The organism is Brevundimonas vancanneytii, from assembly GCF_901421975.1.
GTDB lineage: Bacteria > Pseudomonadota > Alphaproteobacteria > Caulobacterales > Caulobacteraceae > Brevundimonas > Brevundimonas diminuta.
This window is the reverse complement of the sequence record NZ_LR588407.1, coordinates 671,648-695,492: the sequence shown is the minus strand read 5'-3', so window position 1 is coordinate 695,492 and position 23,845 is coordinate 671,648. Positions and strand designations below refer to the sequence as shown.

Here is a 23,845-nt window from a genome sequence, read left to right as displayed (position 1 = left end):
GGGCTTTCAGCCCCTACTCATGAGCCATTGGGATAGCATGGGACTGAATGGGCCTCAATGGGATTAGTTGACGCCCTTTAACCTAATTTGCGGTTTGATCAGTGTCGCCGGGACTGTAAAATCAGAACATACACAGAACAAAATGAGTATTCACAGCCTGTGGACGGGTTCTAACGCCTTGATTTCAACGGAATGGTTAATGAGCCCCCTCTCCCGCCGGGAGAGGGATACCCGCGCCCTCACGGAGCGCGAATGGGCGTTAGAGCGAATATAGAGCCAGACGGCCTGTAAGCCGGGTTCTGTTCCGCCCGAAAGCGGCGACGATCATTCCTCTGGGCCGCCCATTGCTGGACGGCTCTCGCGACCTACCCGGACGCCTGGGGCGGTGAGCCCTGCGGAGCGAGCCCCGCGCGACGTCCCTATTTGGTCTTGCTCCAGGCGGGGCTTGCCGTGCCGTCGACGTTGCCGCCGACGCGGTGGGCTCTTACCCCACCCTTTCACCCTTCCCTGAGCCGAAGCCCAGGCGGTTTGCTTTCTGTGGCGCTATCCCTCGGGTCACCCCGGGCGGGCGTTACCCGCCGCCTTTTCACCGTGGAGCCCGGACTTTCCTCGACAGGAGCAAGCCCCCGCCGCGACCGCCCGGCCGTCTGGCGAGCGCTAGATGCGCGCGAATGGGCGGAAGGTCAATGCGGATGAACAGCCCCTCTCTCGATGGGAGAGGGTCATGTTTTTAATCCAGCACGCCGGTGACGCTCTCGACCGAAGCCAGCTGGAGCAATCCCACCAGCCGCGCTCGCGTCTCGCCGTCGGCGATCCCATCGACGCGATCGGGCCGCCAGTGGCGCTGGAAGGCCTCGACCGTCAGGCGGGTTTCCTCGTCATAGGCCCCGCCCGGCTGCACCCCATAGCCCAGCCGGTGCAGGCCAGAGCGCAGGACGATGACGCCCAGCCCTTCGTCGCCGGGCGACAGGGGCGCGCCCAGGGCGCCGATGCGTTCGGGCGCCGGGTCGAACCACAGGCCGTGCCCCGCCTCGGCCAGACGCTTCCACGGGAACAGCTCGCCGGGATCCTGCTTGCGCTCGGGCGCCAGGTCGGAGTGGGCGATGATGCGGGCGTCAGGGATGGACCAGCGGGTGCGGATGTCGCCGACCAGGGCGATCACCGCCTCGATCTGCGGCTCGGGGAAGGGGCGATAGCCGAACTCATGGCCCGGATTGACGATCTCGATGCCGATGGAGGCGGCGTTGACGTCGGTCTCGCCCTGCCAGGCGCCGCGCCCGGCGTGCCAGGCCCGGCGCTCTTCCGGCACCAGACGCAGGATGGAGCCGTCCTCGTCGACGACATAGTGGGCCGAGACCTTGGCCTCTGAGTCGCGCAGGCGGGCGATCGCCTCCTCGGCGGTCTCCATGCCGGTGTAGTGCAGCACCAGAATGTCCGGCGGGCCGCGCCGGGCGTCGAAGTTCGGGGACGGCGCGTCGGTGAAGGCGATCATGAGGGGCCGATCAGCGCCCTTCCTTTTCCCAGCCGTAGGCCACCCAGGTGTCGCCGACCTTCTTGGCGTCGATGACGCCGTCGTCGCGACGACGGCGGGCGCTCATGGTGCGGCGGGCGCGCAGGGCGAAACCGGCGAAGAAAACCAGCACCCCGCCGACGACGGCGATCATGGCCACGGCGGCGGCGGTGAAGACGGCCAGCAGGGCGCCGACCGTCACGGCTAGGGCGGTGGCGATCAGGCCCGCGACCCAGACGAAGGGCGCCAGCAGGCCGGAACCGGGCCGACGGCGCGCGTTGAAACCCAGCTGGCCCATCGGGTCGGAGTTGATCATGAACTCAAAGCCTCTCTCAGCGTCCTGATGAACGCCTGAAGCGCAATGTCGGTCCATCGACCTGAACGGTCAATGCACTGCGACATCACGCGCCAGTCACATTTGTTGTCCCGGCCAAGCCTCAGAAGGCCGGCTGGTCCGCCAGGACCACCGCGCCGCGGCTGCGCATGCGATCGGCCTCGACGCGGGTCAGCACGGCCTGGGCGGCGGGATCGCCCATCACCTGACCGACCTTGACCATGGCCTCGGCGGCCTGACCCGAGGCGCCGAAGGCGGTCGCCAGGGCCTCCCACGGCGTCTGCGGCTGCGGGAAGCGCTTGAAGCGGACCGTCTCGGACGACGGGATCTTGGCCAGCTGGCGCGCCTTGGCGACAGCCTCTTCCAGACCGCCCAGCTGGTCGACCAGACCCAGGCCGTGCGCCTGAGCGCCGGTCCAGACACGGCCCTTGGCGATCTCACGCACGCGCTCGACCGGCATCCTGCGGCCCTTGGCCACACGGGCCACGAACTCTTCGTAGATGCGGTCCATCGAGGCGGCGAAGGCGGCGCGCTGCCCCTGATCGAAGCTCTGCGTCGTGGAGAAGGCGTCGGCGTAGTCGCCGCCGACCGACAGGCCGCGCATGTCGACGCCGAAGCGGCCCAGGGCGTCGGCCAGGACGAACTTGCCGCCGAAGACGCCGATCGAACCGGTCAGGGTCGAGGGTTGGGCCACGATCCAGTCGGCTTCCGAGCTGATCCAGTAACCGCCGGACGCGGCGTAGGCGCCCATCGACACCACCACCGGCTTGCCCGCCGCCTTGGCCGCGCGCACGGCGGCCAGCACCTGTTCAGACGCTTCCGGAGAACCGCCCGGCGAGGAGACGCGGAAGACGATGGCCTTCACGTCCTTGTCCTCGATGGCCTCATAGATGGCCTTGGCCGTGTCGTCCGAGCGGATGCTGGTCCCGCCGCCGAAGGGCGAGTCGTTGTCGCCGCGGCCGGTCATGATGGCGCCCTCGCCGCCCACGATGGCGATGGCCGACTTGGCCGAGCCGGAGCCTGAGGTGCTACGCGTTCCCTTCAGCGAGGCGTATTCGCCGAATTTGACGATCTTGGCGTTCTTGCCCGCCTTGGTCTTGGCGGCGGCCTCGGCTTCTTCGACCTGGCCGATCTTGTCGACCAGCTTCAGCGACAGGGCCTGTTCCGCCGGATAGGGGCCGGCCTCGATCACGGCCTTCAGGGCCTCGGGCGTGGTCTTGCGGTCGCGGGCGATATTGGCGATGGCGCTGTCGTAGATGGAGCCCATCCAGGCGACCATGGCCTCGCGGTGCGGAGCGGTGAAGTCGCTCTGCGTGAATTCGTTGACGGCGTTCTTGTACTCATACCGCTGCTCGAAGTCGGCCTTAACGCCGTACTTCTGGAAGGCGCGGCCCAGGAAGACGCTGTCGACAGCCAGACCCGTCGCCTGGAAGTTCGCCGTGTTCTGCAGCCACAGCTGATCCGCGCTGGCGGCGACCATATAGCTGGACGTCACGGCGCCGATCGGCGCAAAGCCCTGGCTGTGTGCGATCACCGTCTTGCCCGAGGCGCGGAAGCGGGCGATCGCCTGGCGCACTTCGTCGGCCGAGGCGGGCGTCATCCCGACTTCCGGCGCGCGCACCAACAACACCTTGACGTTGTCGTCGGCCGCCGCCTGAGCCAGCACGTCCACGACCTGAACCACCGACAGGCTGGAGCCGCCGAAGGACGCAAAGGGATTGACCGGCGTCTGATCCGTCAGGCCGCTGCGCAGATCCAGCTCCAGCACCGTATGGGCGGGCGTGGTCGGCTTGGAGGCCCCGGCCGCCATGGCGAAGAAGATCAGCGCCACCACGGGCAGAACGACGAAGAAGGCCACAAGCCCGGCGAAGACGCCCAGCATGGTGAGGAAGAACTGCTTCATGGAAAGGCGGACGTCCAGGATCGCGGCCAGAGGCGGCCAAGCGTGAGGATAGAGGCCGAGCCCGGCGCGTCAAATGAACGGACGGTAATAAACTCATGAAAAAGGGGCCCGCCGTCGCCGGCGAGCCCCCTCCTTCATCGCAAGGTCGCGATCAGCGGCCGATGTCGTAGGTTCCGCTGATGTCGATGCGAACCGTCAGCTCGCCTGCTGAAACCGGGGTCGAGGCGCCGCCCGCGTCCATGGCGACGCGGGCGTACATGACCTCAGGACGCGGCTGCGGCGCATAGCCCCCGCCCTCGGTCAGGGAGCGCACCGGCCCCAGGTCGACGCCCAGGGCCTGGGCGTACAGACGCGCCTTGTCCTGCAGGGCGCGCACGGCCAGGACGCGGGCCTGGTCCTCGGCCGCCTTCGGATCCTTCAGGCCGAAGCTGATGCCGTCGATCTGATTGACGCCTGCCGTGACCACGGCGTCAGCGGTCGTCCCGACCTTGCTCAGGTCGTTGATCGTCACCGTGACGCGGTTCGCGGCCTGATAGCCGCGCAAGCGGGGCGGTTCGTTCTGCTGATAGTCGTATTGGGCCGACAGGTTCAGGCCCGAGGTCTGAATGTCGCGCTCGGCGATCCCGGCGCGGCGCAGGGCGGCGACGACGCGGGTCATCTGCTGGGCGTTCTGGGCCATGGCCTCCTGAGCCGTCGGGGCCTCGGTCACCACGCCGAAGTTGATCGTGGCCTGATCCGGCGCGACCTTGACCTCGCCATAGGCCGACAGGTTCAGGGCGGGTTGTTGAGCCATGGCGTGCACCTGCATGGGGGAAGAGCCGCCGGGCTGGGATTGAGCAGACGCGACGGCCGGCGCCGCCAAGGTCATCAGGGCCGTGCCCAGCATCAGGGCGCGTGCGGTGCGGGTCATTACGAGGTCTCCGTCGAATTCATTTGGGCGGGCGTGTTCGCCAGCCACGGCCTAACTTGACCGTTTCAAGCTGAACGAACGCAAAAGACCCCTGTGCAGGTTCCGTTCATCGGCGTGAAAAGCGTGACAGGTCCAAGGCGGCTTTGCAGCCGACGCCCCGCCTGCTAGGCACCCCTTGCTGTGCTTCGGGGGCCCGTAGCTCAATGGTTAGAGCCGACCGCTCATAACGGTCTGGTTGGGGGTTCGAGTCCCTCCGGGCCTACCAAATCCGAACGCCTTCATCTCCATTCAAGGACGCGTCATGACCGCCCTTCTCCTCGCCGCCCTTCTGGCCTCCGTTTCCCCGGAGTCCGCCTTCGAGGCTCTGGAGCCGATTCCGGCCGCCGCTCAGGGCGAGGCCATCCCCGCCTGCACCGTCGATCGCCGCTGGTGCGCCCTGATCGAGACGGACGAGACCCAGGAGCGTCAGGTGCTGCGCCTCTATGACGGCCCGCCCAGCGGCCGGACGCCCGTGGCGTCCCACAGCATTGAAAGCGAACTCTCCGAAGGCTTCTGGAAGCCCGGCGCCATCCTGCGCCGCGCCGGAAACGACGAGATCATCCTCGGCGCCGACATGGAGTTGCAGGCCATGTATTCGGGCGGCGGAGGCATGTCCTCCTATCGGACCTTGATCCGCTTCATTCCCGGCGAGACGCCGCAGGAGATTCTGACCGTTCCCATGTCCGGGTCGCTGATGATCCGCGCCTGCTTCGGCGAAGAGGACATGAAGCAACGCGCCGGCGCCTGCCACGACGAATATGAGTTCGCCGCCGAGCTGAAGGCCGAGGGCGACGCCTTTCCGCCGCGTCTGACCTACGCCTCCACCGCAACCACCTTCCCCGGCCCGGTGTCGCGCAACGAGGACTCCCTCGCTAAGCCGCCGCTGAAGCCGAAGGATCTGGTCAAGGCCGTCGACGCCAAATGCTCCGTGCGCCGCGTCTTCACTTTCGATCCGGCAGCGAACGCCTATGTTCCCGACGCGCCCCTGCCTGACTGCGGCGACTATACCGTTCCCTAGACTGCGTTGAGCCCCACCTGATGTCCTACGTCGCCCGTGACGACCGCCCCGCCGACAAGGCTGAACGCTACGCCGAGGTCGAGGCCGAGATCCTGGCCGTTCTGGACGGCGAACCGAACCTGACGGCGCGCATGGCGACGGTGGCGTCGATGCTGGCGGACGCCTTCCCCGTCTTCTTCTGGACCGGCTTCTACGTCGTGGACGCGGCCAAGGGCGATGAACTGGTCGTCGGCCCCTATCAGGGCACTCTGGGCTGCCTGCGCATTCCGTTCGGGCGCGGCGTCTGCGGCGCGGCGGCCAGGACGCGCGAAACCCAGGTGGTCGAAGACGTCCACGCCTTCCCCGGCCACATCGCCTGCGACAGCCGCTCGGCCAGCGAGATCGTGGTTCCGGTGCTGGACGCGGCGGGCGACCTGATCGCCGTGCTGGACGTGGACGCGACCGAGACGGCCGCCTTCGACGCCGTGGATGCGGCGGCGCTGGAACGGCTGATGGCCAAGGTGTTCGGCGCCTGATGCGGATCGGCGTCGACTTCGGCGGCACCAAGATCGAGGCGGCGGCGCTGGATGCGTCCGGGGCCTTCGCCGCGCGAATCCGCGAGCCGAATCCCGGAACCTATGACGCCGCCCTCAACCTCGTCGCCGACCTGATCGCGCGGGTCGAGGCCGAGGCCGGTCCGGCGCGATCGGTCGGCCTGGCCATTCCCGGCTCGCCCTCGCCGCGCACGGGGCTGATCCGCAACGCCAACTCCACCTATCTGAACGGTCGTCGCTTCGGCGACGATCTGGAGGCCGCTCTGGGCCGCCCGGTGCGGCTCGCGAACGACGCCAACTGCCTGGCCTTGTCCGAGGCGGCCGACGGCGCAGGCGCAGGCGCCGCCAGCCTGTTCGGCGTCATCCTGGGCACCGGCTGCGGCGGCGGGCTGGTCATCGACGGCAAGCTAGTCGAGGGGGCGCATGGCGTCGCCGCCGAGGTCGGCCACATCTCCCTGCCGTGGCCCTCGGCGGAGGAGGCGCCCGGCCCCGCCTGCTGGTGCGGCCTGAGCGGCTGTCTCGAGACCTGGATTTCCGGCACGGGCTTCCAGCGCGATCATGAAGCCGCGGCCGGGCGGGCATGGACGGCGCAGGCGATCGTGGACGCGGCGCGTGCAGGCGACGCCCAGGCCGCTGCGGCGCTGGACCGCTACATCGACCGGCTGGGACGAGGCCTGGCCATGATCGTCAACCTGGCCGACCCGGAGGTCTTCGTGCTGGGCGGCGGGATGTCGAACGTGGCCGAGCTTTACGACCGCCTGCCCGACATCGTGGCGCGCTACGTCTTCTCCGACAGCTGGGAGGGGCGGATCGTTCCGGCCAGATGGGGCGATTCCTCGGGCGTGCGCGGCGCCGCGCGGCTGTGGGACGCCTGATCGCCGATTGATCCCGCGACGCGCGCCGCTATGGTCCGCGCCGAACCATTCAGGAGCGAGACGATGGGCGAACGGATTGCAGCAATCACCGGCGGGCACGGCGCCCTGGGGCGGGCCGTGGTCGAGGCCGCGTTGGCCGCCGGCTGGACCGTCGCCGTCATCGATCACGCCAGCGGCCACGTCGTCCCTGACGGCGTGCTGGAGGTCGGCGGCGTCGACCTGACCGACCCTGCTCAGGCCAAGGCGGCGATCGAAGCCGTCGTCGCCCGCCTCGGCCGTCTGGACGCCCTGCTGAACATCGCCGGCGGCTTCGTCTGGAGCCCGGTCGAGGGCGCCGGCGAGGAGTGGGACCGGATGCACGCCCTCAACGTCAAGACGACGCTGAACGCCAGCCGCGCCGCCCTGCCCCATCTGAAGGCCTCAAGCGAAGGCCGCATCGTCAACGTCGGCGCCAACGGCGCGATCAAGGCCGGGCACGGCATGGGCGCCTACGCCGCCTCCAAGGCCGGGGTCCACCGCCTGACCGAGGCGCTGGCCGAAGAGCTGAAGTCGACCTCGGTGACGGTCAACGCCGTCCTGCCCTCCATCATCGACACCGCGGCCAACCGCGCCGACATGCCCGACGCCGATCCGGCCAAATGGGTCGCGCCCGCCGATCTGGCCGCCGTCATCCTGTTCCTGGCCTCGCCCGAGGCGCGGGCCGTGACGGGCGCCCTGATCCCCGTCACGGGCAAGGTCTGATGCGCGCGCGCAGCGTCCTATACCTGCCCGCCTCGAATGCGAGAGCGGTCGAGAAGGCCCGCGCCCTGCCGTGCGACGTGGCGGTGTTGGATCTGGAGGACGCGGTCGCGCCCGAGATGAAGCTTGAGGCCCGCGCGGCGGCCGTCGCGGCGGCGCATGAAGGCGGCTTCGGCCCGCGCCTGGGCGTGCGCATCAACGGTCTGGACACGCCGTGGGGCGCCGACGACCTGAAGGCCCTGCAGGGCGCGCCGGTCGACCTGATCGTCGCGCCCAAGGTCGACAGCGCGGCCATGGTCCACGCCCTGTCGGCGGCGCTGCGTCCCGGCGTAGACCTGTGGGCCATGATCGAGACGCCGCGCGCGTTGGTGGAGTTGCGCGACATCGCCGAAGCGGACGGGGCCTTGAGCGGCCTGATGCTGGGCGTCAACGATCTGGCCAAGGATCTGAAGACCGGCCCTGCGCCGGATCGGGAGCCGCTGAAACCGTGGCTGGCGGCGATCGTGGCCCACGCCCGCGCCAACGGCCTGAGCGTCATCGACGGCGTGTTCAACCGCATCAAGGACGAGACGGGCTTCGCGGCGGAGTGTGTGCAAGGCAGGCTGTATGGTTTCGACGGCAAGAGCCTGATCCATCCGTCGCAAATTGAGGGGGCGAACGCGGCGTTCGGCCCGTCGCCCGATGAAATCGAGTGGGCGCGCAAGGTCGTCGCCGCCTTCACCGCGCCCGAAGCCGCCGGGTTGGGCGTCATCCGCGTCGAAGGCGAGATGGTGGAGCGGCTGCATCTACAACAGGCGCAGGCGCTGCTGGCGGCGCTGTAATCCCTTCTCCCCTTGTGGGAGAAGGTGGCGGCCGAAGGCCGACGGATGAGGGGTTTCACCGTCGGTTGAGAGACCCCTCATCCGACCTCGCTCCGCTCGCCCACCTTCTCCCACAAGGGGAGAAGGAAGCATGGGGTGGCGCCCTGACTCTACAAACCGTAGACACCATCCCATGACCGCACCGCTTCCGCCCCCGTCGAAAACCCGCGCCTGGGTCTGTGCGCCGGGGGTGTTGAAGGTGCCGTTCCTATCCGCCCTCCTGCCCGATTACGACCTGTCCGCCCTGCCGGGTTCGTCGATCGAGGCCGTGCTCGGCTGGGGCATGAAGCCGACAGCGGAGGCGGGCCGACGCTGGGCGGCGAAGCACGGCAAACCCTACATCGCGCTGGAGGACGGCTTCCTGCGCTCGGTCGGCATCGGCGAGAGCGGGGCGACCAGCCTGAGCCTGATCGTCGATGATCTGGGCGTCTATTACGACGCCACCCGGCCCAGTCGGCTGGAGCATCTGATCCAGACCGCGCCCGACTGGTGCGACGCCGCCATGAAGACCCGCGCGCGGGGCCTGATCGACCGCATCGTCGCCTCCGGCGTGTCCAAGACCAATATGGGCGGGCCGCTGGACCCTGGCCTGCTGAAACCCGGCCGCCGGGTGCTGATCGTGGATCAGACGTTCGGCGACGCCTCCATCGGCTATGGGCTGGCGACCGAGGCCAGCTTCTCCGACATGCTGGCGACCGCCCGGCGCGACGAGCCGGACGCCCAGTTGATCGTCAAGCGCCATCCGGCGGTGGCGGCGGGGCGCAAGTCGGGCTGCATCCCGGCGGATCAGCTTCAGGGCGTCACCCTGATCGACACCGATGTGCGGCCCGCCGATCTGCTGGCGGCGGTGGATGCGGTCTATGTCGTGACCTCGGCGCTGGGGTTCGAGGCCCTGTTGCGCAGTCTGCCGGTGCGCTGCTTCGGCGCGCCCTTCTATTCAGGCTGGGGGCTGACGACCGATGCGGTGCAGACCGGACGGCGCGGCGCCCCGCGCGATCTGGAGCAGATCGCGGCGGCGGCCCTGATCGCCTACACCCGCTATGTCGATCCCGTCACCGGCCAGCGGTGCGAGGCCGAACAGGCGCTGGAGCGGCTGATCGCCCTGCGCGACCGGGCCGATCGGCTGGCGGGGGACTGGGCCGCCGTCGGCTTCGCCCCGGCCAAGCGGCCGCCGGTGCGGCGCCTGCTGAACTCGCCCAAGGGCCGCGTCCGCTATTTCTGGCGCTCCTCCGCCGCCGTCGCCCATGCGCGGGCGACGGGCGGCAGGCTGATCTGGTGGGCCGGCAAGGAGACGCCGCAGATCCGCGCCGCCGCCGACGCCTTCGAGGGGCCGGTCGTGCGGATGGAGGACGGCTTCATCCGCTCGCGCGGGCTGGGGTCCGACTTCTTCGGCGCCCTGTCGGTCGCCCTGGACGATCAGGGCGTCTATTACGACCCGACCCGGCCCAGCCGTCTGGAAAGCCTGATCGAGGCGGGCGAACCCTCGCCGGATCAGGCCGCGCGCGCCGAGGCGCTTCGTGTTCGGGTGGTCGAGGCGGGCCTGTCGAAATACAATCTAAAGGGCGCGGGCGTCCCGGCCCACTGGCCGAAAGACAGGCCGATCCTGCTGGTCGTGGGACAGGTCGAGAACGACCGCTCGATCATGATGGGCTGCGGGCCGGACCTGCGCACCAACTCCGGCCTGGTGAAGGCGGCGCGGGCGGATCATCCGGACGCCTTCCTGATCTATCGCAACCACCCGGACGTGACGGCGGGCAACCGGCCGGGCCTGCTGGACCATGCGGCGATGGAGGAGGTCGACGCCTCGGCCGACGATCTGGACATCGTGGACTGCCTGAACGCCTGCAACCGGCTGGCGACCCTAACCTCCCTGACCGGGTTCGAGGCCCTGATGCGGGGCAAGCCGGTCAGCGTCTACGGCCGCCCCTTCTATGCCGGATGGGGTCTGACCGACGACCGGCTGGCGTTTGAGCGCCGCACGCGCCGCGCCAGCCTGCAAAGCCTCATCCACGCCGCCCTGATCGGCTATCCGGTCTACGTCACGCCGGAGGGCTGGCCATGCGAGGCCGAGGATCTGGTCGAGGCCCTGATCGCCGCCCGCGACCATCCCCTGCCCGCCCCGCCGCGCGGCCGCATCAATCGCTGGTGGCGCGGCATAAAGGCCAGTCTCGACCGCAGCCCTCCCCCGGCCTATTGAGGACGTTCGTCATCGCAACGGACTGAGTCCGGCCCGCGAGGCGCCCGAACTTCGCCGCGAGGCGCCGACATAAGGCTTGTCGAGCGCCGGGGGACTCCATGTTCCCTCATGCAGCGAGGCGCCGCGCGCCGAGCGTCAGGGAACTACACAGTGCAAAAAGCCGTCATCTCCGCCACCGGCCTGTTCACCCCGGAACAGTCGATCTCGAACGAGGAACTGGTCGGCGCCTACAACGCCTGGGCCGAAGGCTGGAACGCCGCCAACGCCGAGGCCATCGCCGCCGGAGAGATCGAGGCCAAGACGCCTTCGTCCGAAGCCTTCATCGAGAAGGCCTCGGGCATCAAGGCGCGCTATGTCATGGACAAGTCGGGCGTCCTCGACCCCGAGCGGATGCTGCCCAGCCTGCCCGCGCGCGGCGACGACGAATTGTCCATCCTGGCCGAAATGGCGGTGAAGGCCGCTGAGGACGCCATCAAGGCCTGGGGCAAGCCGGTCAGCGAGATCGGCGCCGTCATCTGCGCCGCGTCGAACATGCAGCGCCCCTACCCCGCCATGGCCATCGAGGTGCAGCAGGCTCTGGGGATCGAGGGCTTCGCCTTCGACATGAACGTGGCGTGCAGTTCCGCCACCTTCGGCATCAAGACGGCGGCGGACTCCGTGGCCTCCGGCTCGGTCAAGGCCGTGCTGATGGTGAACCCGGAAATCTGCTCGGCGCACCTGAACTTCAAGGGATCGCGACAGCCACTTCATCTTCGGCGACGTCGCCACCGCCGTCATCATCGAGGCCGAGGATCAGGCCGGACCGGGCGGCTGGGACATTCTGGGCACCAAGCTGCAGACCAGCTTCTCGAACAACATCCGCAACAACTTCGGCTTCCTGAACCGCGCCGCCCTGCCGACCGACGGGCATGAGCCGGTCTCGTCCGACGGCCTGACCGACAAGATGTTCGTCCAGCAGGGCCGCAAAGTCTTCAAGGAGGTGGTGCCGATGGTCTCGGAGATGATCCTGGACCACGCCGCCGAGCTGGACCTGGACACGCACGGGCTGAAGCGCCTTTGGCTGCACCAGGCCAACATCAACATGAACACCCTGATCGGCAAGAAGGTGCTGGGTCGCGAGCCCGAGCCGAGCGAGAACGTCATCATCCTGGACGACTACGCCAACACCTCTTCGGCCGGGTCGATCATCGCCTTCCACCTGCACAACGACGGCTTCGCGCCGGGCGAGACGGGCCTGATCTGCAGCTTCGGCGCAGGCTATTCTGCGGGCACGGTTTTTGTGCAAAAGCGCCCCTGATCGCCCCGATCAGGAATCAATATTTCCGGCGCCGCTTGCACTGTTCGGAAATTTTTGCAAACCGTAACGCGTCGAGAAGCAGGGGGGACGGCGCCCGAATGACTCAGACAGCTTCGCCTTGGGCTGAAAAACTCAGTGATCCGCTGGCGCACGATGTGGCCACGGTGTTGCAACGCATGGGCGGTTCGGCCCATCAGGATATGGTGATCAACTGCGTCGCGGCGCTGAAACGCCAACGCGGCGAGTCGGTGACTCAAGACCTCAAGATGAAGATCATCGAGGTGTTCGAACGCTATCGCGACTTCTTCATCCGCCCCTTCGGCGAGGGGTCGCTGCGCTGGGCCCTGGCGCCGGGCGTCGCCTGACCGCCTGAAAAATCGACCAACGAAAAAGGCCCGCTCCGATTGGAGCGGGCCTTCGTCGTTTCAGACCATCCGCGCTTAGAAGCGTCGGATGTAGCTGACCGAATAGGCGTCAGCCTCGCCGCGATCGTCGCGGAAGTCGCGGCGGGTCCAGTCGGCGCGGACGCCGTTGACGCCGTCCAGGTAGTAGTTGGCGCCGACGCCGTAGTTCCAGCTGTCGCCGCCGACCTTGCTCTCAGAGCCGGCCAGCTCCTGCTTCAGCTCCGTGTGGCCGTAGCCGCCGCGGGCGAACAGCTCCAGCTTGTCGCCGACGGGATACTTGCCCACGACATAGCCGGCCGCGTCCCACTCGTGCTTGATCTGACCGTCGACGCCGGCGACCGTGATGTCCTTGTCCTTGACCCCTACGCCGACCTCGGTCTCCACGGCCAGGTAGCGGTTCAGGTTGACGCCCAGGCGGCCGGACACGGCGCCGGTCTGGGCCGCATCGCCTTCCATGTGCGTGTAACCCAGCGAACCATAGCCACGCGGCTCAGGGTTCGATTGAGCAAACGCCGGAGCGGCGAGAACAGACACAGCAGCGGCAACGAGAAGAACGTTACGCATTATTTCATACTCCTTAGATGATGTGACTTCTGTGATCACATGCCCCATCCAACGAAGCTTAAATGGTTGCGTCGCCACACTCGTTCCATAGGTTAATCGACCAAACACGACACGAGTTGCGCAAAAAACACACACATCGTTACCCAAATAACGCAAAAGAAAGGGCGCGCTCCGCCGGGGAGCGCGCCCACCCGATCCGCCGGGAATCGGATCAGAAACGACGGACGTAGTTGACCGAGTAGACGTCCACTTCGCCGCCGTCGTCGGTGAAGTCGCGACGGGTCCAGTCGCCGCGCAGGCCGTTCTGGCCGTCGAAGTAGTAGTTGGCGCCGACGCCGTAGTTCCAGCTTTCGCCGTCGGCCTTGCGCTCGACGCCGGCCAGTTCGGCCTTCATCTGCGTGGTGCCGTAGCCGCCGCGCGCGAACAGTTCGAAGTTCGGCGTGACCGGCAGGGTGCCGACCGCATAGGCGGCCAGATCATAGTCGTGCTCGATCTTGCCCTTGGCGCCGGCGATGGTGAAGTCGTCGTCCTTCACCCCGATCGAGCCTTCGCCCTCGACGCCGAAATAGGGGTTGAACTTGGCGCCCAGACGGCCGGTGACGGCGCCCAGGTTCCCATCCGAATGGTCCAGCTGCGAATAGCCGAGCGTGCCATAGTAGGTGGGGCCGCCCGGCTGCACGACCTGGGCCGCGGCCGGCAGGGCGAATACAGAAAGGGCGGCGGCGGCGAGAATAACGTTACGCATGAGCTTCAATCACTCCTTATTGTGATGAACAGGCCGGGCCTGACCATCTTGCGGAGAAACAAAGCTCAAGCGCACAGCGCCGTTCCCTGTGCTTGAAACAGCAGTCTATGACTGTGCGAACAGAAGCACATACCGCGTTCCGCCAAGGATGACTATTTTACGACATGAAAAAGGCGACCCTTTCGGATCGCCCTTCTCTTGTCGTCGATTGAAAGGGCCTCAGCGGTCCTTTTCACGCTCCTCGCCCGAGCGTGCGCTCAGCGCGGCCTGCGCCGCCGCCAGGCGGGCGATCGGCACCCGGTAGGGCGAGCAGGAAACGTAGTCGAGGCCGACCGTCTCGCAGAAGGCGATCGACGACGGGTCGCCGCCGTGTTCGCCGCAGATGCCCATCTTCATGCCGGGCTTGACCGAACGGCCCCGCTCCTCGGCGATGCGGATCAGGTCGCCCACGCCGTTCTGGTCCAGACGGACGAAGGGATCGGTTTCGAAGATGCCCTTGTCCAGATAGGCCTGCAGGAAGTGGCCGGAATCGTCGCGACTGATGCCGAAGGTCGTCTGCGTCAGGTCGTTGGTGCCGAAGCTGAAGAACTCGGCGTGCTCGGCCAGATCGGCGGCGCGCAGGGCCGCGCGGGGCAGCTCGACCATGGTGCCGACCAGGTAGTCCACACTGTCGCCGGCGTCCGCGAAGACGGCCTTGGCCGTGCGGTCGGTCAGTTCGCGCAGATACTTCATCTCCAGACCCAGGGCGACCAGCGGGTGCATGATCTCCGGGATGGGGGCGACGCCCGACGCCTTCACCTGCAGCGCCGCCTCCAGGATGGCGCGGACCTGCATCTCGTAGATTTCCGGATAGGCCACGCCCAGACGGCAGCCGCGGTGGCCCAGCATGGGGTTGGTCTCATGCAGTTCGCGGGCGCGGCGCTTCAGCTTGGCCGCGTCCAGGCCTTGCGTCGCCGCCAGGGCGTCGATGTCGGCGTCGGTGTGCGGGATAAACTCGTGCAGCGGCGGGTCCAGCAGACGCACCGTCACCGGCAGGCCGCTCATGATGGTGAACAGCTCGACGAAATCGGCCTTCTGGAACGGGGCGATCTTGGCCAGGGCCACGCGGCGGCCCGCCTCGTCGTCGGCCAGGATCATCTCGCGGACGGCGGCGATGCGGGCCTCGTCGAAGAACATGTGCTCGGTGCGCGACAGGCCGATGCCCTCGGCCCCGAAGCCGCGCGCCGTCTTGGCGTCCAGCGGCGTCTCGGCGTTGGCGCGGACCTTCAGGCGGCGGATGCCGTCGGCCCAGCCCATCAGGGTCTGGAAGTCGCCCGTCAGCTCCGGCTCGATCATGGGCACGGCGCCGTCCAGCACCTCGCCCTTGCCGCCGTCGATGGTGATGACCTCGCCCGCCTTGAAGGTGCGGCCGCGCGCGGTGAAGGTTCCGGCCTTCTCATTGATCGAGATCTCGCCCGCGCCCGAGACACAGGGGCGCCCCATGCCCCGCGCCACGACCGCCGCGTGGCTGGTCATGCCGCCGCGCGCCGTGACGATGCCGCGCGCCGCGTGCATGCCGTGAATGTCTTCCGGCGAGGTCTCGTCGCGGACCAGGATGACGGCGTCGCCGTTCTGGCCCAGACGCTCGGCTTCGTCGGCGTCAAAGACGATCTTGCCGGTCGCCGCGCCCGGCGAGGCGGGCAGGCCCGCCGCGACGACAGTACGCGCCGCCTTGGGGTCCAGCGTCGGGTGCAGCAGCTGGTCCAGCGCCGCCGGTTCGACGCGGCTGACGGCCTCGTCCTGAGAGATGACGCCTTCGGAGGCCAGGTCCACGGCGATCTTCAGCGCCGACTTGGCCGTACGCTTGCCGTTGCGGGTCTGCAGCATCCACAGGCGGCCCTGCTCGACCGTGAACTCGATGTCCTGCATGTCGCGGTAATGGCTTTCCAGCCGCCCCACCACGTCGACGAACTGGGCGAAGACCTGCGGCATCGCCTCTTCCATCGACAGCGCCGTCTCGCCCATCTCCTCGCGGCCCGCCTTGGTCAGGGACTGCGGCGTGCGGATGCCCGCCACCACGTCCTCGCCCTGGGCGTTGATCAGGAACTCGCCGTACAGCTTGTTCTCGCCGGTCGAGGGATTGCGGGTGAAGGCGACGCCCGTGGCGCTCGTCTCGCCCATGTTGCCGAACACCATCGACTGGACGTTGACGGCCGTGCCCCAGCTTTCGGGGATGTCGTGCATGCGGCGATAGAATTTCGCCCGGTCGTTCATCCAACTTTCGAAAACGGCGCCGACGGCGCCCCACAGCTGGGCCTGCGGATCCTGCGGGAAGGGCTTGCCCAGTTCCCGCTCGACCAGGGCCTTGTAGTCCCCGACCACCTTCTCCCAGTTCTCGGCGGTCAGTTCGGTGTCGACCGAGACGCCCAGACGATCCTTGTGGTCGTCCAGCACCTCTTCGAAATAGTCGTGACCCAGACCCAGCACCACGTTGGAGTACATGGTGATGAAGCGGCGATAGGAATCGAAGGCGAAGCGACGGTCGCCCGACAGCTTGGCCAGGCCCTCGACCGTCTCATCGTTCAGGCCCAGGTTCAGGACGGTGTCCATCATGCCCGGCATGGAGGCGCGGGCGCCCGAGCGCACCGACACCAGCAGGGGGTTGGCGGCGTCGCCGAAGGTCTTGCCCACCACGCCCTCGACGTGGGCCAGGGCGGCCTTGACCTGATCGGTCAGGTCGGACGGATAGGTTTCCTGATTGGCGTAATACCAGGTGCAGACCTCGGTGGTGATGGTGAAGCCGGGCGGCACCGGCAGGCCGAGGGACGACATCTCGGCCAGGTTCGCGCCCTTGCCGCCGAGAAGGTTCTTCATCGACGCGTCGCCATCGGCGGAGCCGCCGCCGAAGCCATACACCCACTTGGTCATTTCGTAGTTCCTGAACCGTGGTCTCGCGAGACTGAGTCCCGCCTTATGCGGGGTTTCACTAGCGCGCTGCACCTGCGAAGGCGAGGCCGTAGGCGTAACAATCCGTGAGAGGATGTATCCGCTCGCCATCGTCTTCAGCCCCAAACTATGGAGCGGACAAAGGAAAACGCCCGCCGGTTTCCCGACGGGCGTTTGCATTCGTTCAATCCTGAGTGGAGGCTCAGGCCGGATCCGTTCAGGCGGCGACGGTGATCGCGCCTTCGGCCGGGTCGCGCAGGACATAGCCGCGGCCCCAGACGGTCTCGATGTAGTGCTTGCCGCCGGCGGCCGTCGCCAGCTTCTTGCGCAGCTTGCAGATGAAGACGTCGATGATCTTCAGTTCCGGCTCGTCCATGCCGCCGTACAGGTGGTTCAGGAACATTTCCTTGGTCAGGGTCGTGCCCTTGCGCAGGGAGAGCAGCTCCAGCATCTGATATTCCTTGCCGGTCAGATGCACGCGGTGGCCGTTCACCTCGACGGTCTTGGCGTCCAGGTTCACCGCGATCTCGCCGGTGTGGATGATGGCCTGGGCGTGGCCCTTGGAGCGGCGGACCACGGCGTGGGTGCGCGCGATCAGCTCGTCCTTGTGGAAGGGCTTGGTCAGATAGTCGTCGGCGCCGCCGCCGAAGGTCTTGACCTTGGTGTCGATCTCATGGCTGCCCGAGAGGATCATCACCGGCGTATTGATCTTGCCGTTGCGCAGCTGGCGCAGAACCTCAAGCCCGCTCATGTCCGGCAGGTTCAGGTCCAGCAGAATGAGGTCGTAGTCATAGATCTTGCCCAGATCGATGCCTTCCTCACCCAGGTCGGTCGTATAGACGTTAAAGCCTTCCGACTTGAGCATCAGCTCAATGCTTTGGGCTGTCGCGTGGTCGTCTTCGATCAGCAGGACGCGCATTCTTGCCCCTCCAGGCAAAGCTTGGGATAGCCGCGCGGGAGCGGCGGCCAGGTAACCTTGTTCCAACGTTAACGGGCCAAAACCTTAAGAAGGGTTAACGCATCCCGATATGAAACGCCTAAGGTGATTTGCGAATCGCCGTCCAGAGTCCTGAGTCAAGGATTCGTTAATTTATTTGGCGCCGCCCCCTCATTCCCCTGTTGACGTCTGGCGCGTCTTCCACAGGGGACGTGCACAACCGCCCCCGCCGATGCCGGACCCCGCCTGGGGAAGCGACCGTTTCTGACGCTTGATAGGACAACATTCCTATCTCGGTCGCCGAACGCACTCATAATGGCGACATCCACAGGAATGGCGGGAGGAAGCGCAGATCATGGAACCCTATCGCGTGCCGGTGACGGAGGGCGACCGCATCCGGGCGGACGCGGCCCTGTCGCTGGCGGCCCTGGCGCTGGGCGTGCCTGTCGCCGAAATGACCCGGCGCGAGCGGGTGCGGCCGCGGGCCTGTCGGGCGCGCTGGTCGGCCATGTATGTGGCGCACGTCTCCTATGGCTGGCCGCTGGAACGGGTGGCCCACGCCTTCGGCCTGAACCGGGCGACAGCCGGCGCCGCCTGCCGCTGGGCCGAGGATGAGCGCGACCGGCCCGACTACGACGTCCTGATGGACGGGCTGGAGGGGGCGCTGCGGGCCGTGATGGAGCTGCCGCTGGTCGATCTGGCGCCCGAGATCGGAGGCCGTCGATGAACCGTCAACTGGAACGCGCCCGCAGCCTGCTGCAACGCCCCGGCGCCTGGCTGGATCAGGCGAACGGCGCCTATCCCCTGCGCCTCGGCGGCGACCGGCGCAGCCGGGTGGTGCTGACCCTGGACGAGGCCGTCTTCCGCGCCGTGATCGAGCAGCCGGGCCTGCGCCTGCGCGAAGGCGGCGGCTGGCTGCCCCGCGCGGCCAACGACCACGCTCCCGCCTCGGCCCCGCCCGGCCGTCCCGGCGTCATCGAGGGCGAGCGCGCGGTGATGGAGGGCGACGGCCGCCTGACGATGCGCCGCGCCAATCTGGGCGAGAGCCCGATCCTGTGGCTGGCCCGGCGCAAGGATCAGTCGGGCCGTCCGTGGCTGACGCCGGCCGAGGTGGCGGCGGGCGAGCGCCTGCGCGCCGAGGCCGAGATCGCGGCGGCCGGTCCGTCCCTGACCATGCGCTGGGACGCCTTGCCGACCTCGCGTTCGGGCGGCGGGGGCGTGCGGATCGAGCCGGGCGACCGCGCCCTGTCGGCCTCGGCGCGGGTGCAGGCGGCGTTGGACGCCTGCGGCCCGCGCCTGCGCGCCATGGTCGAACAGGTCTGCATCCACGGCACGTCGCTGCAACTGGCGGAGCAAGCCCTGTCCCTGCGCCGCCGACAGGGCAAGACCCTGCTGAAACAGGGTTTGCAGGCTCTGGCCGAGCACTACGGCCTCGCATGACGGCGCGCCGCCGTCATGCGGGACGCACAATCAAAGATTGCTGATCTACGATTACTTAAGCATGGCCGTTCTACCCAAGGGCGATCCTCTCGGTCGCAGTGAGTAGACTCCCCATGACGTTCCTCCGCCCCGCCTCGCTCTTTCTCGGACTGGCGGGCCTCGCCGTCGCCGGGTCCGCCAGCGCCCAGGCCGGCGCCGACGACCAGTGGCGCGTCACCGTCAGCCCCTATGTCTGGGCGACTTCGCTGGACGGCAACGTCACCCTGGCCGGGCACAAGGCGCCGGTGGACGTGTCCGCCTCGGACGCCTTCGACCAGTTGGAGAGCGTCGTCATGGGCGACGTCGAGGTGCGCAAGGGCCGCTGGGGCGCCTTCGTCGACTATCAGTACGCCAAGACCCATGAGGGCGTGTCCCTGATGGGCGTTCCGGCCGAGTTGGGCACCCGCTCGACCACCGTCTCGGGCGGGGTGCTGTTCCGCCTGATCGACGATCCCGTGGGCGGCCGCACCGCCTTCGGCGACGCGCGCAGCTTCCGCGTCGAGCCGCTGATCGGCGCTCGCTGGAGCAAGCTCCGGGCGGAGCTGAACACGCCGCTGGGCGCCACGCAGAAGGGCGCCGAGTGGACCGACCTGCTGCTGGGCCTGCGGGTCGAGAGCGACGTGTCCGAACGCTGGACCCTGCGCACCCAGGTCGACGCCGGCGGCCTGGGCGACGACGACCGTCACAGCCTGGCCTGGCAGGCCCTGGCCTCCTACCGCACGCCGCTGGCGGGCGGCGCCGTCTCGGTCAACGCCGGCTATCGGATGCTGCACCAGAACTATGAGCAGGACGATTTCACCGGCCAGCGCTTCGACTGGAAGGTGACCCGCCACGGCCCGGTGCTGGGCCTGTCTCTGACCTACTGATCCTCCCTACCCCGATGATCCTCTCACCTCAGGAGACGACATGCGTAATGGAATGAAGAAGGGCGTCGCCGCCCTGGCCGCCGCCTTCATGCTGGCCGTTCCGGCGGCCGAGGCCTGCACCCGCCTTGTCTACCATGGTCACGACGGCGCGGTGATCACCGCCCGGTCGATGGACTGGAAGGACGAGATCATGACCAACCTCTGGATCTTCCCGCGCGGCATGGCGCGGGACGGGTCCGGCGGCCCCAACTCCCTGACCTGGACGTCCAAATACGGCAGCGTCATCGCCAGCGGCTATGACATCTCGACCGTCGACGGCGTGAACGAAATGGGTCTGGTCGCCAACGTCCTGTGGCTGGTCGAGTCGCAATACCCGGCCCACGATCCGAACAAGCCCGCCCTCAGCATCGCCGCCTGGGCGCAATACGCCCTCGACAACTACGCCACCGTGGCCGAGGCCGTCGAAGGCCTGCGCGACGAGCCCTTCGTTCTGGTCAGCGACAATGTGCCGGGGCAGGAACGCCTGACCACCCTGCACCTGTCCCTGTCGGACTCGACCGGCGACAGCGCCATCTTCGAATACATCGCCGGCAAGCTGGTGATCCACCACAGCCGCGACTACCAGGTGATGACCAACTCGCCGACCTTCGACCAGCAGCTGGCGCTGAACACCTATTGGGAAGGCATCGGCGGCACGGTCATGCTGCCGGGCACCAACCGAGCGGCCGACCGTTATGCGCGCGCCTCCTTCTACGCCAACGCCATTCCCAAGTTCGAAGACCAGAACATGGCCGTGGCCAGCGTGTTCAGCGTGATCCGCAACGTCTCGGTGCCGTTCGGCATTTCGACGCCGGACCAGCCGAACATCTCCTCGACGCGCTGGCGCACGGTCGTGGATCACAAGCGTCAGCTCTACTTCTTCGAGTCGGCCCTGACGCCGAACACCTTCTGGGTGGACCTGAAGAAGATCGACTTCTCTGCGCGCGCCCCGGTCAAGCGGCTGGAGCTGGGCGAGAACCAGATCAACACACACGCGGGCGACGCCACCGCCAAGTTCAGCAACGCGCGGGCCTTTCCCTTCCTGGGCCCGCAACAGTAGGCCGCGACAAGGCGGTCGGGGCTCAGAAAATCCCGACCGCCGCCTCGGCCCAGATCACCAGCACGGCCAGGACCACCGCCCCGGCCAGCGCCAGCCGTACCAACGGCGTCCGCGCCTTCCACAACAGCAGCTCCAGCAGCAGCCCCGCGCCGATCAGCAGCACGGCGGCGAACAGGAAATCCTGCGCGTCCCAGGCGACCTCGGAGGTGAACTGCATGGCCGCCAGCGGCGTCAGCAGGATCAGCCCGACCGCGCTCCAGCCGGCCGTTCGGATCGGATTGAAGAAGGAAGGCGCGCGTTTCGTCAGGACCGACATCGGACCGCTCCGCACAGAATAGAACGCCCCATCATGCGCCCGATCGCGTTCGACCGGAAGCGAGAAGCGCGGTCAGCCCGCCGCCAGCGCCGCTTCGCGGATGCGGCCGACCATGCTGTTCAGGCCGTTGGCGCGTTGCCGCGTCAGGGCCGAAGGCAGGCCCAGACGGTCCAGCGCCGCCCTGGCGTCAAAATCCAGAATCTCGGCCGGGAGCCGTCCCGAATAGAGCCGCAGCAGCAGGGCGATGTTGCCCTTCGACAGGGCGCTGTCGCTGTCGGCGTCGAAGAACAGGCGATCGCCCTCGGCCCGCGTCGACAGCCAGACCTGGGCGGCGCAGCCCGGCACCTTGTTCGCCTCGATCCGCGCCTCTTCGGGCAGGGGCGGCAAGTCCTTGCCCAGATCGATGACGTATTCGATGCGTCCCTCCCAATCGCCCAGCAGGTCGAACTCCTCGACCAGTTCGGCCAGGGTCTCGTCGATGGAGCGGGCGGGAGCAGCGGTGGAGGTCATGGGCGCGACATAGGCCGCGCGCGCCCTCGCCACAACCGCCCCTCTCACACCCGGCTCTTCGCTCCCCCGACAGGCGAGCGCGCTAGGGGGCGCTTGGGGCGCAGTCTAATCTATAAGGCTGATTCAATCCCTGCGCCCGGATGGCCGTGACGTCTAGGACCGCCCTTCTCGATCCCATCCGCCGCCCCGAAGCCGCCGAGGCCGGGGACGGCGCCGCCGTGGCCGCCTGGCACGCCGGGTGGACGGCGGTGGTCGGGCTGAGCGCGCTGGGCGCCGCCTGGCTGGGGCGCCCCCTGGCCGCGCCCGAGGCGCTGGCTCTGGCCGTCATGGCTGCGCCGGGCGTGGCGGGCCTGGCCCTGCTGGCGCGCGACACGACGGCGTTGAGAACCGCCCTGACGACGCTGTGGGCCCTGGCGGCCCTGACGGCGGCGGCCCTGGCGGGCGGCGCGGCCGGACCGCTGGCCGGCTTCGTCTTCGCCCCCCTGGCGGCGGGGCTGGCGCTGGGCGGGCGTCGCCGGGCGGGCCTCGGCGCCCTGGCCTCGGTCGGCGCGGCCCTGGTCGGCGTCATCTCCACCGCTGTCGTCGGACCGGCGACGCCGGGCGGCGGCCTGGCCGGCGCCTCGGCCCTGATCACGACGAGCGCCGCCCTGCTGGGTCTGGCCCTGGGCCTGCGTCGCCAGTCGCGCCGCCTGACCGCCGCTGAAGACGCCGTGGCGCGAGTCGAGGCCGTCCTGTCGGGCCAGCCGGGCCTGACCCTGACGCTGGACGCCGACGGCCGCTATCGCGCCCTGTCCGCCTATGGCGCGGCGCCCGCCGCCCTGCCCGTCGATCTGCTGTTCGAGGACGGGCTGCTGGCCGCCGTGGACGAGGCCGACCGCGCCGCCGTCCTGACCGCCCTGGCCCGCGCGCGTAACGGGGCCGAGGCGCAGGTCCGCTTCACCCCGCGCCTGGCGCTGGACCGCCGCATCCTGCTGGTCGCGCGACGGCTCGATAAGGGGCCGCGTCTGATCGTCCAGGCGCTGGACGCCACCTTGCAGCACGCGCGCGAGGCCGAACTGGACGCCGCCCGCGCCGAGGCTGAGGCGCAGAATCTCGGCAAGACCCGTTTCCTGGCTCACATGAGCCACGAACTGCGCACGCCGCTGAACGCCGTGGTCGGCTTCTCCGACGCCATGCGGCAGGAGCTGTTCGGCCCCGTCCCGCCGCGCTACGCGGACTACGCCGCCTCGATCCATGAGGCGGGCGGCCACCTGCTGGACCTGATCAACGACGTGCTGGACGTCAGCCGCATCGAGGCCGACCGCTATCAACTGTCGCTGGAGCGTTTCGACGCGCGCGAGCCGGTGCTGGCGGCGCTGGCCCTGGTCCGCATTCAGGCCGACGACAAGGGCGTCGAACTGGCCGCCGTCCTGCCGCCCGAGGCGCTGAGCGTCCGCGCCGACCGCCGCGCGCTGAAGCAGATGGCGCTGAACCTGCTGGCCAATGCGGTGAAGTTCACGCCGCCCGGCGGAACCGTCACCGTGTCGGTGCAGGCGGCCGACGACGCGCTGGAGGTGACGGTGGCCGATACCGGCGTCGGCATTTCGGCTGAAGATCTGGCGCGTCTGGGCCGCCCCTATGAACAGGCGGGCGACGCCGAACAGCGCGCGCAGGGTTCCGGCCTGGGGCTGGCGCTGGTGCGCGCCCTGGCCGGGCTGCACGGCGGGACGCTGGCGCTGGACAGCGCGCTCGGCGTCGGCACGGCGGCGACGGTGCGCCTGCCGCTTGAGACGCCGGACGCCTGAGC

General features: G+C 68.4%; 22 protein-coding genes, 1 tRNA gene, 1 other RNA gene and 1 pseudogene. 14 read left to right on the top strand and 11 right to left on the bottom strand.

Annotated features, from left to right (window positions below; genetic code table 11):
* Positions 1 to 272 precede the first annotated feature (272 nt).
* The 5 genes from rnpB to FGL25_RS03395 all read right to left on the bottom strand — a co-directional run bounded on the left by rnpB (position 273) and on the right by FGL25_RS03395 (position 4,657).
* An RNA gene (gene rnpB, locus FGL25_RS03415) (RNase P RNA component class A) lies at positions 273 to 651 on the bottom strand.
* A gap of 79 nt (positions 652 to 730) precedes the next feature.
* Positions 731 to 1,492, bottom strand: coding sequence for an N-acetylmuramoyl-L-alanine amidase (locus FGL25_RS03410; protein ID WP_003165841.1), 762 nt, complete (start codon positions 1,490 to 1,492; stop codon positions 731 to 733).
* Positions 1,493 to 1,502: 10 nt separating this feature from the next.
* Positions 1,503 to 1,826 (bottom strand): hypothetical protein, encoded by a 324-nt coding sequence (locus tag FGL25_RS03405; RefSeq protein ID WP_040345987.1) that lies wholly within the window; start codon positions 1,824 to 1,826, stop codon positions 1,503 to 1,505.
* Between the two features lie 121 nt (positions 1,827 to 1,947).
* Entirely contained in the window at positions 1,948 to 3,747 is a 1,800-nt protein-coding gene (sppA, locus tag FGL25_RS03400; protein WP_138140955.1) for a signal peptide peptidase SppA, read from the bottom strand.
* Between the two features lie 151 nt (positions 3,748 to 3,898).
* Positions 3,899 to 4,657 (bottom strand): SIMPL domain-containing protein, encoded by a 759-nt coding sequence (locus FGL25_RS03395; protein WP_040345993.1) that lies wholly within the window; start codon positions 4,655 to 4,657, stop codon positions 3,899 to 3,901.
* 189 nt (positions 4,658 to 4,846) lie between these two features.
* Here FGL25_RS03395 and FGL25_RS03390 point away from each other — a divergent pair.
* The 9 genes and pseudogenes from FGL25_RS03390 (at position 4,847) to FGL25_RS03350 (ending at position 12,579) form a co-directional block, all read left to right on the top strand.
* A tRNA-Ile gene (locus tag FGL25_RS03390) sits at positions 4,847 to 4,922 on the top strand.
* 36 nt (positions 4,923 to 4,958) lie between these two features.
* Positions 4,959 to 5,714 carry a hypothetical protein gene (locus tag FGL25_RS03385; RefSeq protein WP_138140954.1) on the top strand — a complete coding sequence of 252 codons (756 nt, stop codon included), beginning with the start codon at positions 4,959 to 4,961 and terminating at the stop codon, positions 5,712 to 5,714.
* Positions 5,715 to 5,734: 20 nt separating this feature from the next.
* Positions 5,735 to 6,229: a GAF domain-containing protein gene (locus FGL25_RS03380; RefSeq protein WP_138140953.1), complete on the top strand. Its 495-nt coding sequence runs from the start codon at positions 5,735 to 5,737 to the stop codon at positions 6,227 to 6,229.
* Positions 6,226 to 7,122: an ROK family protein gene (locus FGL25_RS03375; RefSeq protein WP_167493375.1), complete on the top strand. Its 897-nt coding sequence runs from the start codon at positions 6,226 to 6,228 to the stop codon at positions 7,120 to 7,122. Before FGL25_RS03380 ends, FGL25_RS03375 begins: the two co-directional genes overlap by 4 nt.
* A 63-nt stretch (positions 7,123 to 7,185) precedes the next feature.
* Positions 7,186 to 7,863 (top strand): SDR family NAD(P)-dependent oxidoreductase, encoded by a 678-nt coding sequence (locus FGL25_RS03370; RefSeq protein WP_138140951.1) that lies wholly within the window; start codon positions 7,186 to 7,188, stop codon positions 7,861 to 7,863.
* The gene (locus FGL25_RS03365) at positions 7,863 to 8,681 is read left to right on the top strand and encodes an HpcH/HpaI aldolase/citrate lyase family protein (RefSeq protein ID WP_138140950.1); all 819 of its coding nucleotides are present in this window, start codon (positions 7,863 to 7,865) and stop codon (positions 8,679 to 8,681) included. The genes FGL25_RS03370 and FGL25_RS03365 overlap by 1 nt, the downstream gene beginning before the upstream one ends.
* A gap of 172 nt (positions 8,682 to 8,853) precedes the next feature.
* A complete protein-coding gene (locus FGL25_RS03360) occupies positions 8,854 to 10,917 on the top strand; it encodes a capsular polysaccharide biosynthesis protein (RefSeq protein ID WP_252969999.1) in 2,064 nt (687 codons plus the stop codon).
* Between the two features lie 150 nt (positions 10,918 to 11,067).
* Positions 11,068 to 12,214: pseudogene (locus tag FGL25_RS03355) on the top strand (beta-ketoacyl-ACP synthase III).
* A gap of 98 nt (positions 12,215 to 12,312) precedes the next feature.
* A complete protein-coding gene (locus FGL25_RS03350; protein ID WP_003165854.1) occupies positions 12,313 to 12,579 on the top strand; it encodes a hypothetical protein in 267 nt (88 codons plus the stop codon).
* Between the two features lie 75 nt (positions 12,580 to 12,654).
* On the opposite strand, the gene FGL25_RS03345 is transcribed toward FGL25_RS03350, so the two are convergent.
* The 4 genes from FGL25_RS03345 to ctrA form a co-directional block, all read right to left on the bottom strand.
* Positions 12,655 to 13,182 carry a porin family protein gene (locus tag FGL25_RS03345; RefSeq protein WP_138140949.1) on the bottom strand — a complete coding sequence of 176 codons (528 nt, stop codon included), beginning with the start codon at positions 13,180 to 13,182 and terminating at the stop codon, positions 12,655 to 12,657.
* A 211-nt stretch (positions 13,183 to 13,393) separates the two neighbouring features.
* Positions 13,394 to 13,927 carry a porin family protein gene (locus FGL25_RS03340; protein ID WP_003165856.1) on the bottom strand — a complete coding sequence of 178 codons (534 nt, stop codon included), beginning with the start codon at positions 13,925 to 13,927 and terminating at the stop codon, positions 13,394 to 13,396.
* 219 nt (positions 13,928 to 14,146) lie between these two features.
* On the bottom strand, positions 14,147 to 16,834 hold the full coding sequence (gene ppdK / locus FGL25_RS03335; RefSeq protein WP_138140948.1) for a pyruvate, phosphate dikinase: 2,688 nt from the start codon (positions 16,832 to 16,834) through the stop codon (positions 14,147 to 14,149).
* Positions 16,835 to 17,069: 235 nt separating this feature from the next.
* Entirely contained in the window at positions 17,070 to 17,771 is a 702-nt protein-coding gene (ctrA, locus tag FGL25_RS03330) for a response regulator transcription factor CtrA (RefSeq protein ID WP_003165857.1), read from the bottom strand.
* A gap of 373 nt (positions 17,772 to 18,144) precedes the next feature.
* Between ctrA and FGL25_RS03325 the strand changes: the two genes are divergently transcribed.
* From FGL25_RS03325 to FGL25_RS03310, 4 genes are all read left to right on the top strand, one after another.
* The gene (locus FGL25_RS03325) at positions 18,145 to 18,516 is read left to right on the top strand and encodes a chromosomal replication initiator protein DnaA (protein WP_046653138.1); all 372 of its coding nucleotides are present in this window, start codon (positions 18,145 to 18,147) and stop codon (positions 18,514 to 18,516) included.
* A complete protein-coding gene (locus tag FGL25_RS03320; protein ID WP_046653136.1) occupies positions 18,513 to 19,229 on the top strand; it encodes a DUF6456 domain-containing protein in 717 nt (238 codons plus the stop codon). Before FGL25_RS03325 ends, FGL25_RS03320 begins: the two co-directional genes overlap by 4 nt.
* Positions 19,230 to 19,342: 113 nt before the next feature.
* Positions 19,343 to 20,134, top strand: coding sequence for a hypothetical protein (locus tag FGL25_RS03315; protein WP_138140947.1), 792 nt, complete (start codon positions 19,343 to 19,345; stop codon positions 20,132 to 20,134).
* Positions 20,135 to 20,174: 40 nt separating this feature from the next.
* On the top strand, positions 20,175 to 21,233 hold the full coding sequence (locus tag FGL25_RS03310) for a linear amide C-N hydrolase (protein WP_252969998.1): 1,059 nt from the start codon (positions 20,175 to 20,177) through the stop codon (positions 21,231 to 21,233).
* 22 nt (positions 21,234 to 21,255) lie between these two features.
* Here FGL25_RS03310 and FGL25_RS03305 read toward each other — a convergent pair whose 3' ends face one another.
* Positions 21,256 to 21,549: a hypothetical protein gene (locus FGL25_RS03305; protein WP_138140946.1), complete on the bottom strand. Its 294-nt coding sequence runs from the start codon at positions 21,547 to 21,549 to the stop codon at positions 21,256 to 21,258.
* Between the two features lie 72 nt (positions 21,550 to 21,621).
* Entirely contained in the window at positions 21,622 to 22,059 is a 438-nt protein-coding gene (locus FGL25_RS03300) for a SufE family protein (protein ID WP_138142359.1), read from the bottom strand.
* 146 nt (positions 22,060 to 22,205) lie between these two features.
* Here FGL25_RS03300 and FGL25_RS03295 point away from each other — a divergent pair, with 146 nt between their 5' ends.
* The gene (locus tag FGL25_RS03295) at positions 22,206 to 23,843 is read left to right on the top strand and encodes a sensor histidine kinase (RefSeq protein WP_197733797.1); all 1,638 of its coding nucleotides are present in this window, start codon (positions 22,206 to 22,208) and stop codon (positions 23,841 to 23,843) included.
* The last annotated feature ends 2 nt before the right edge of the window (positions 23,844 to 23,845 follow it).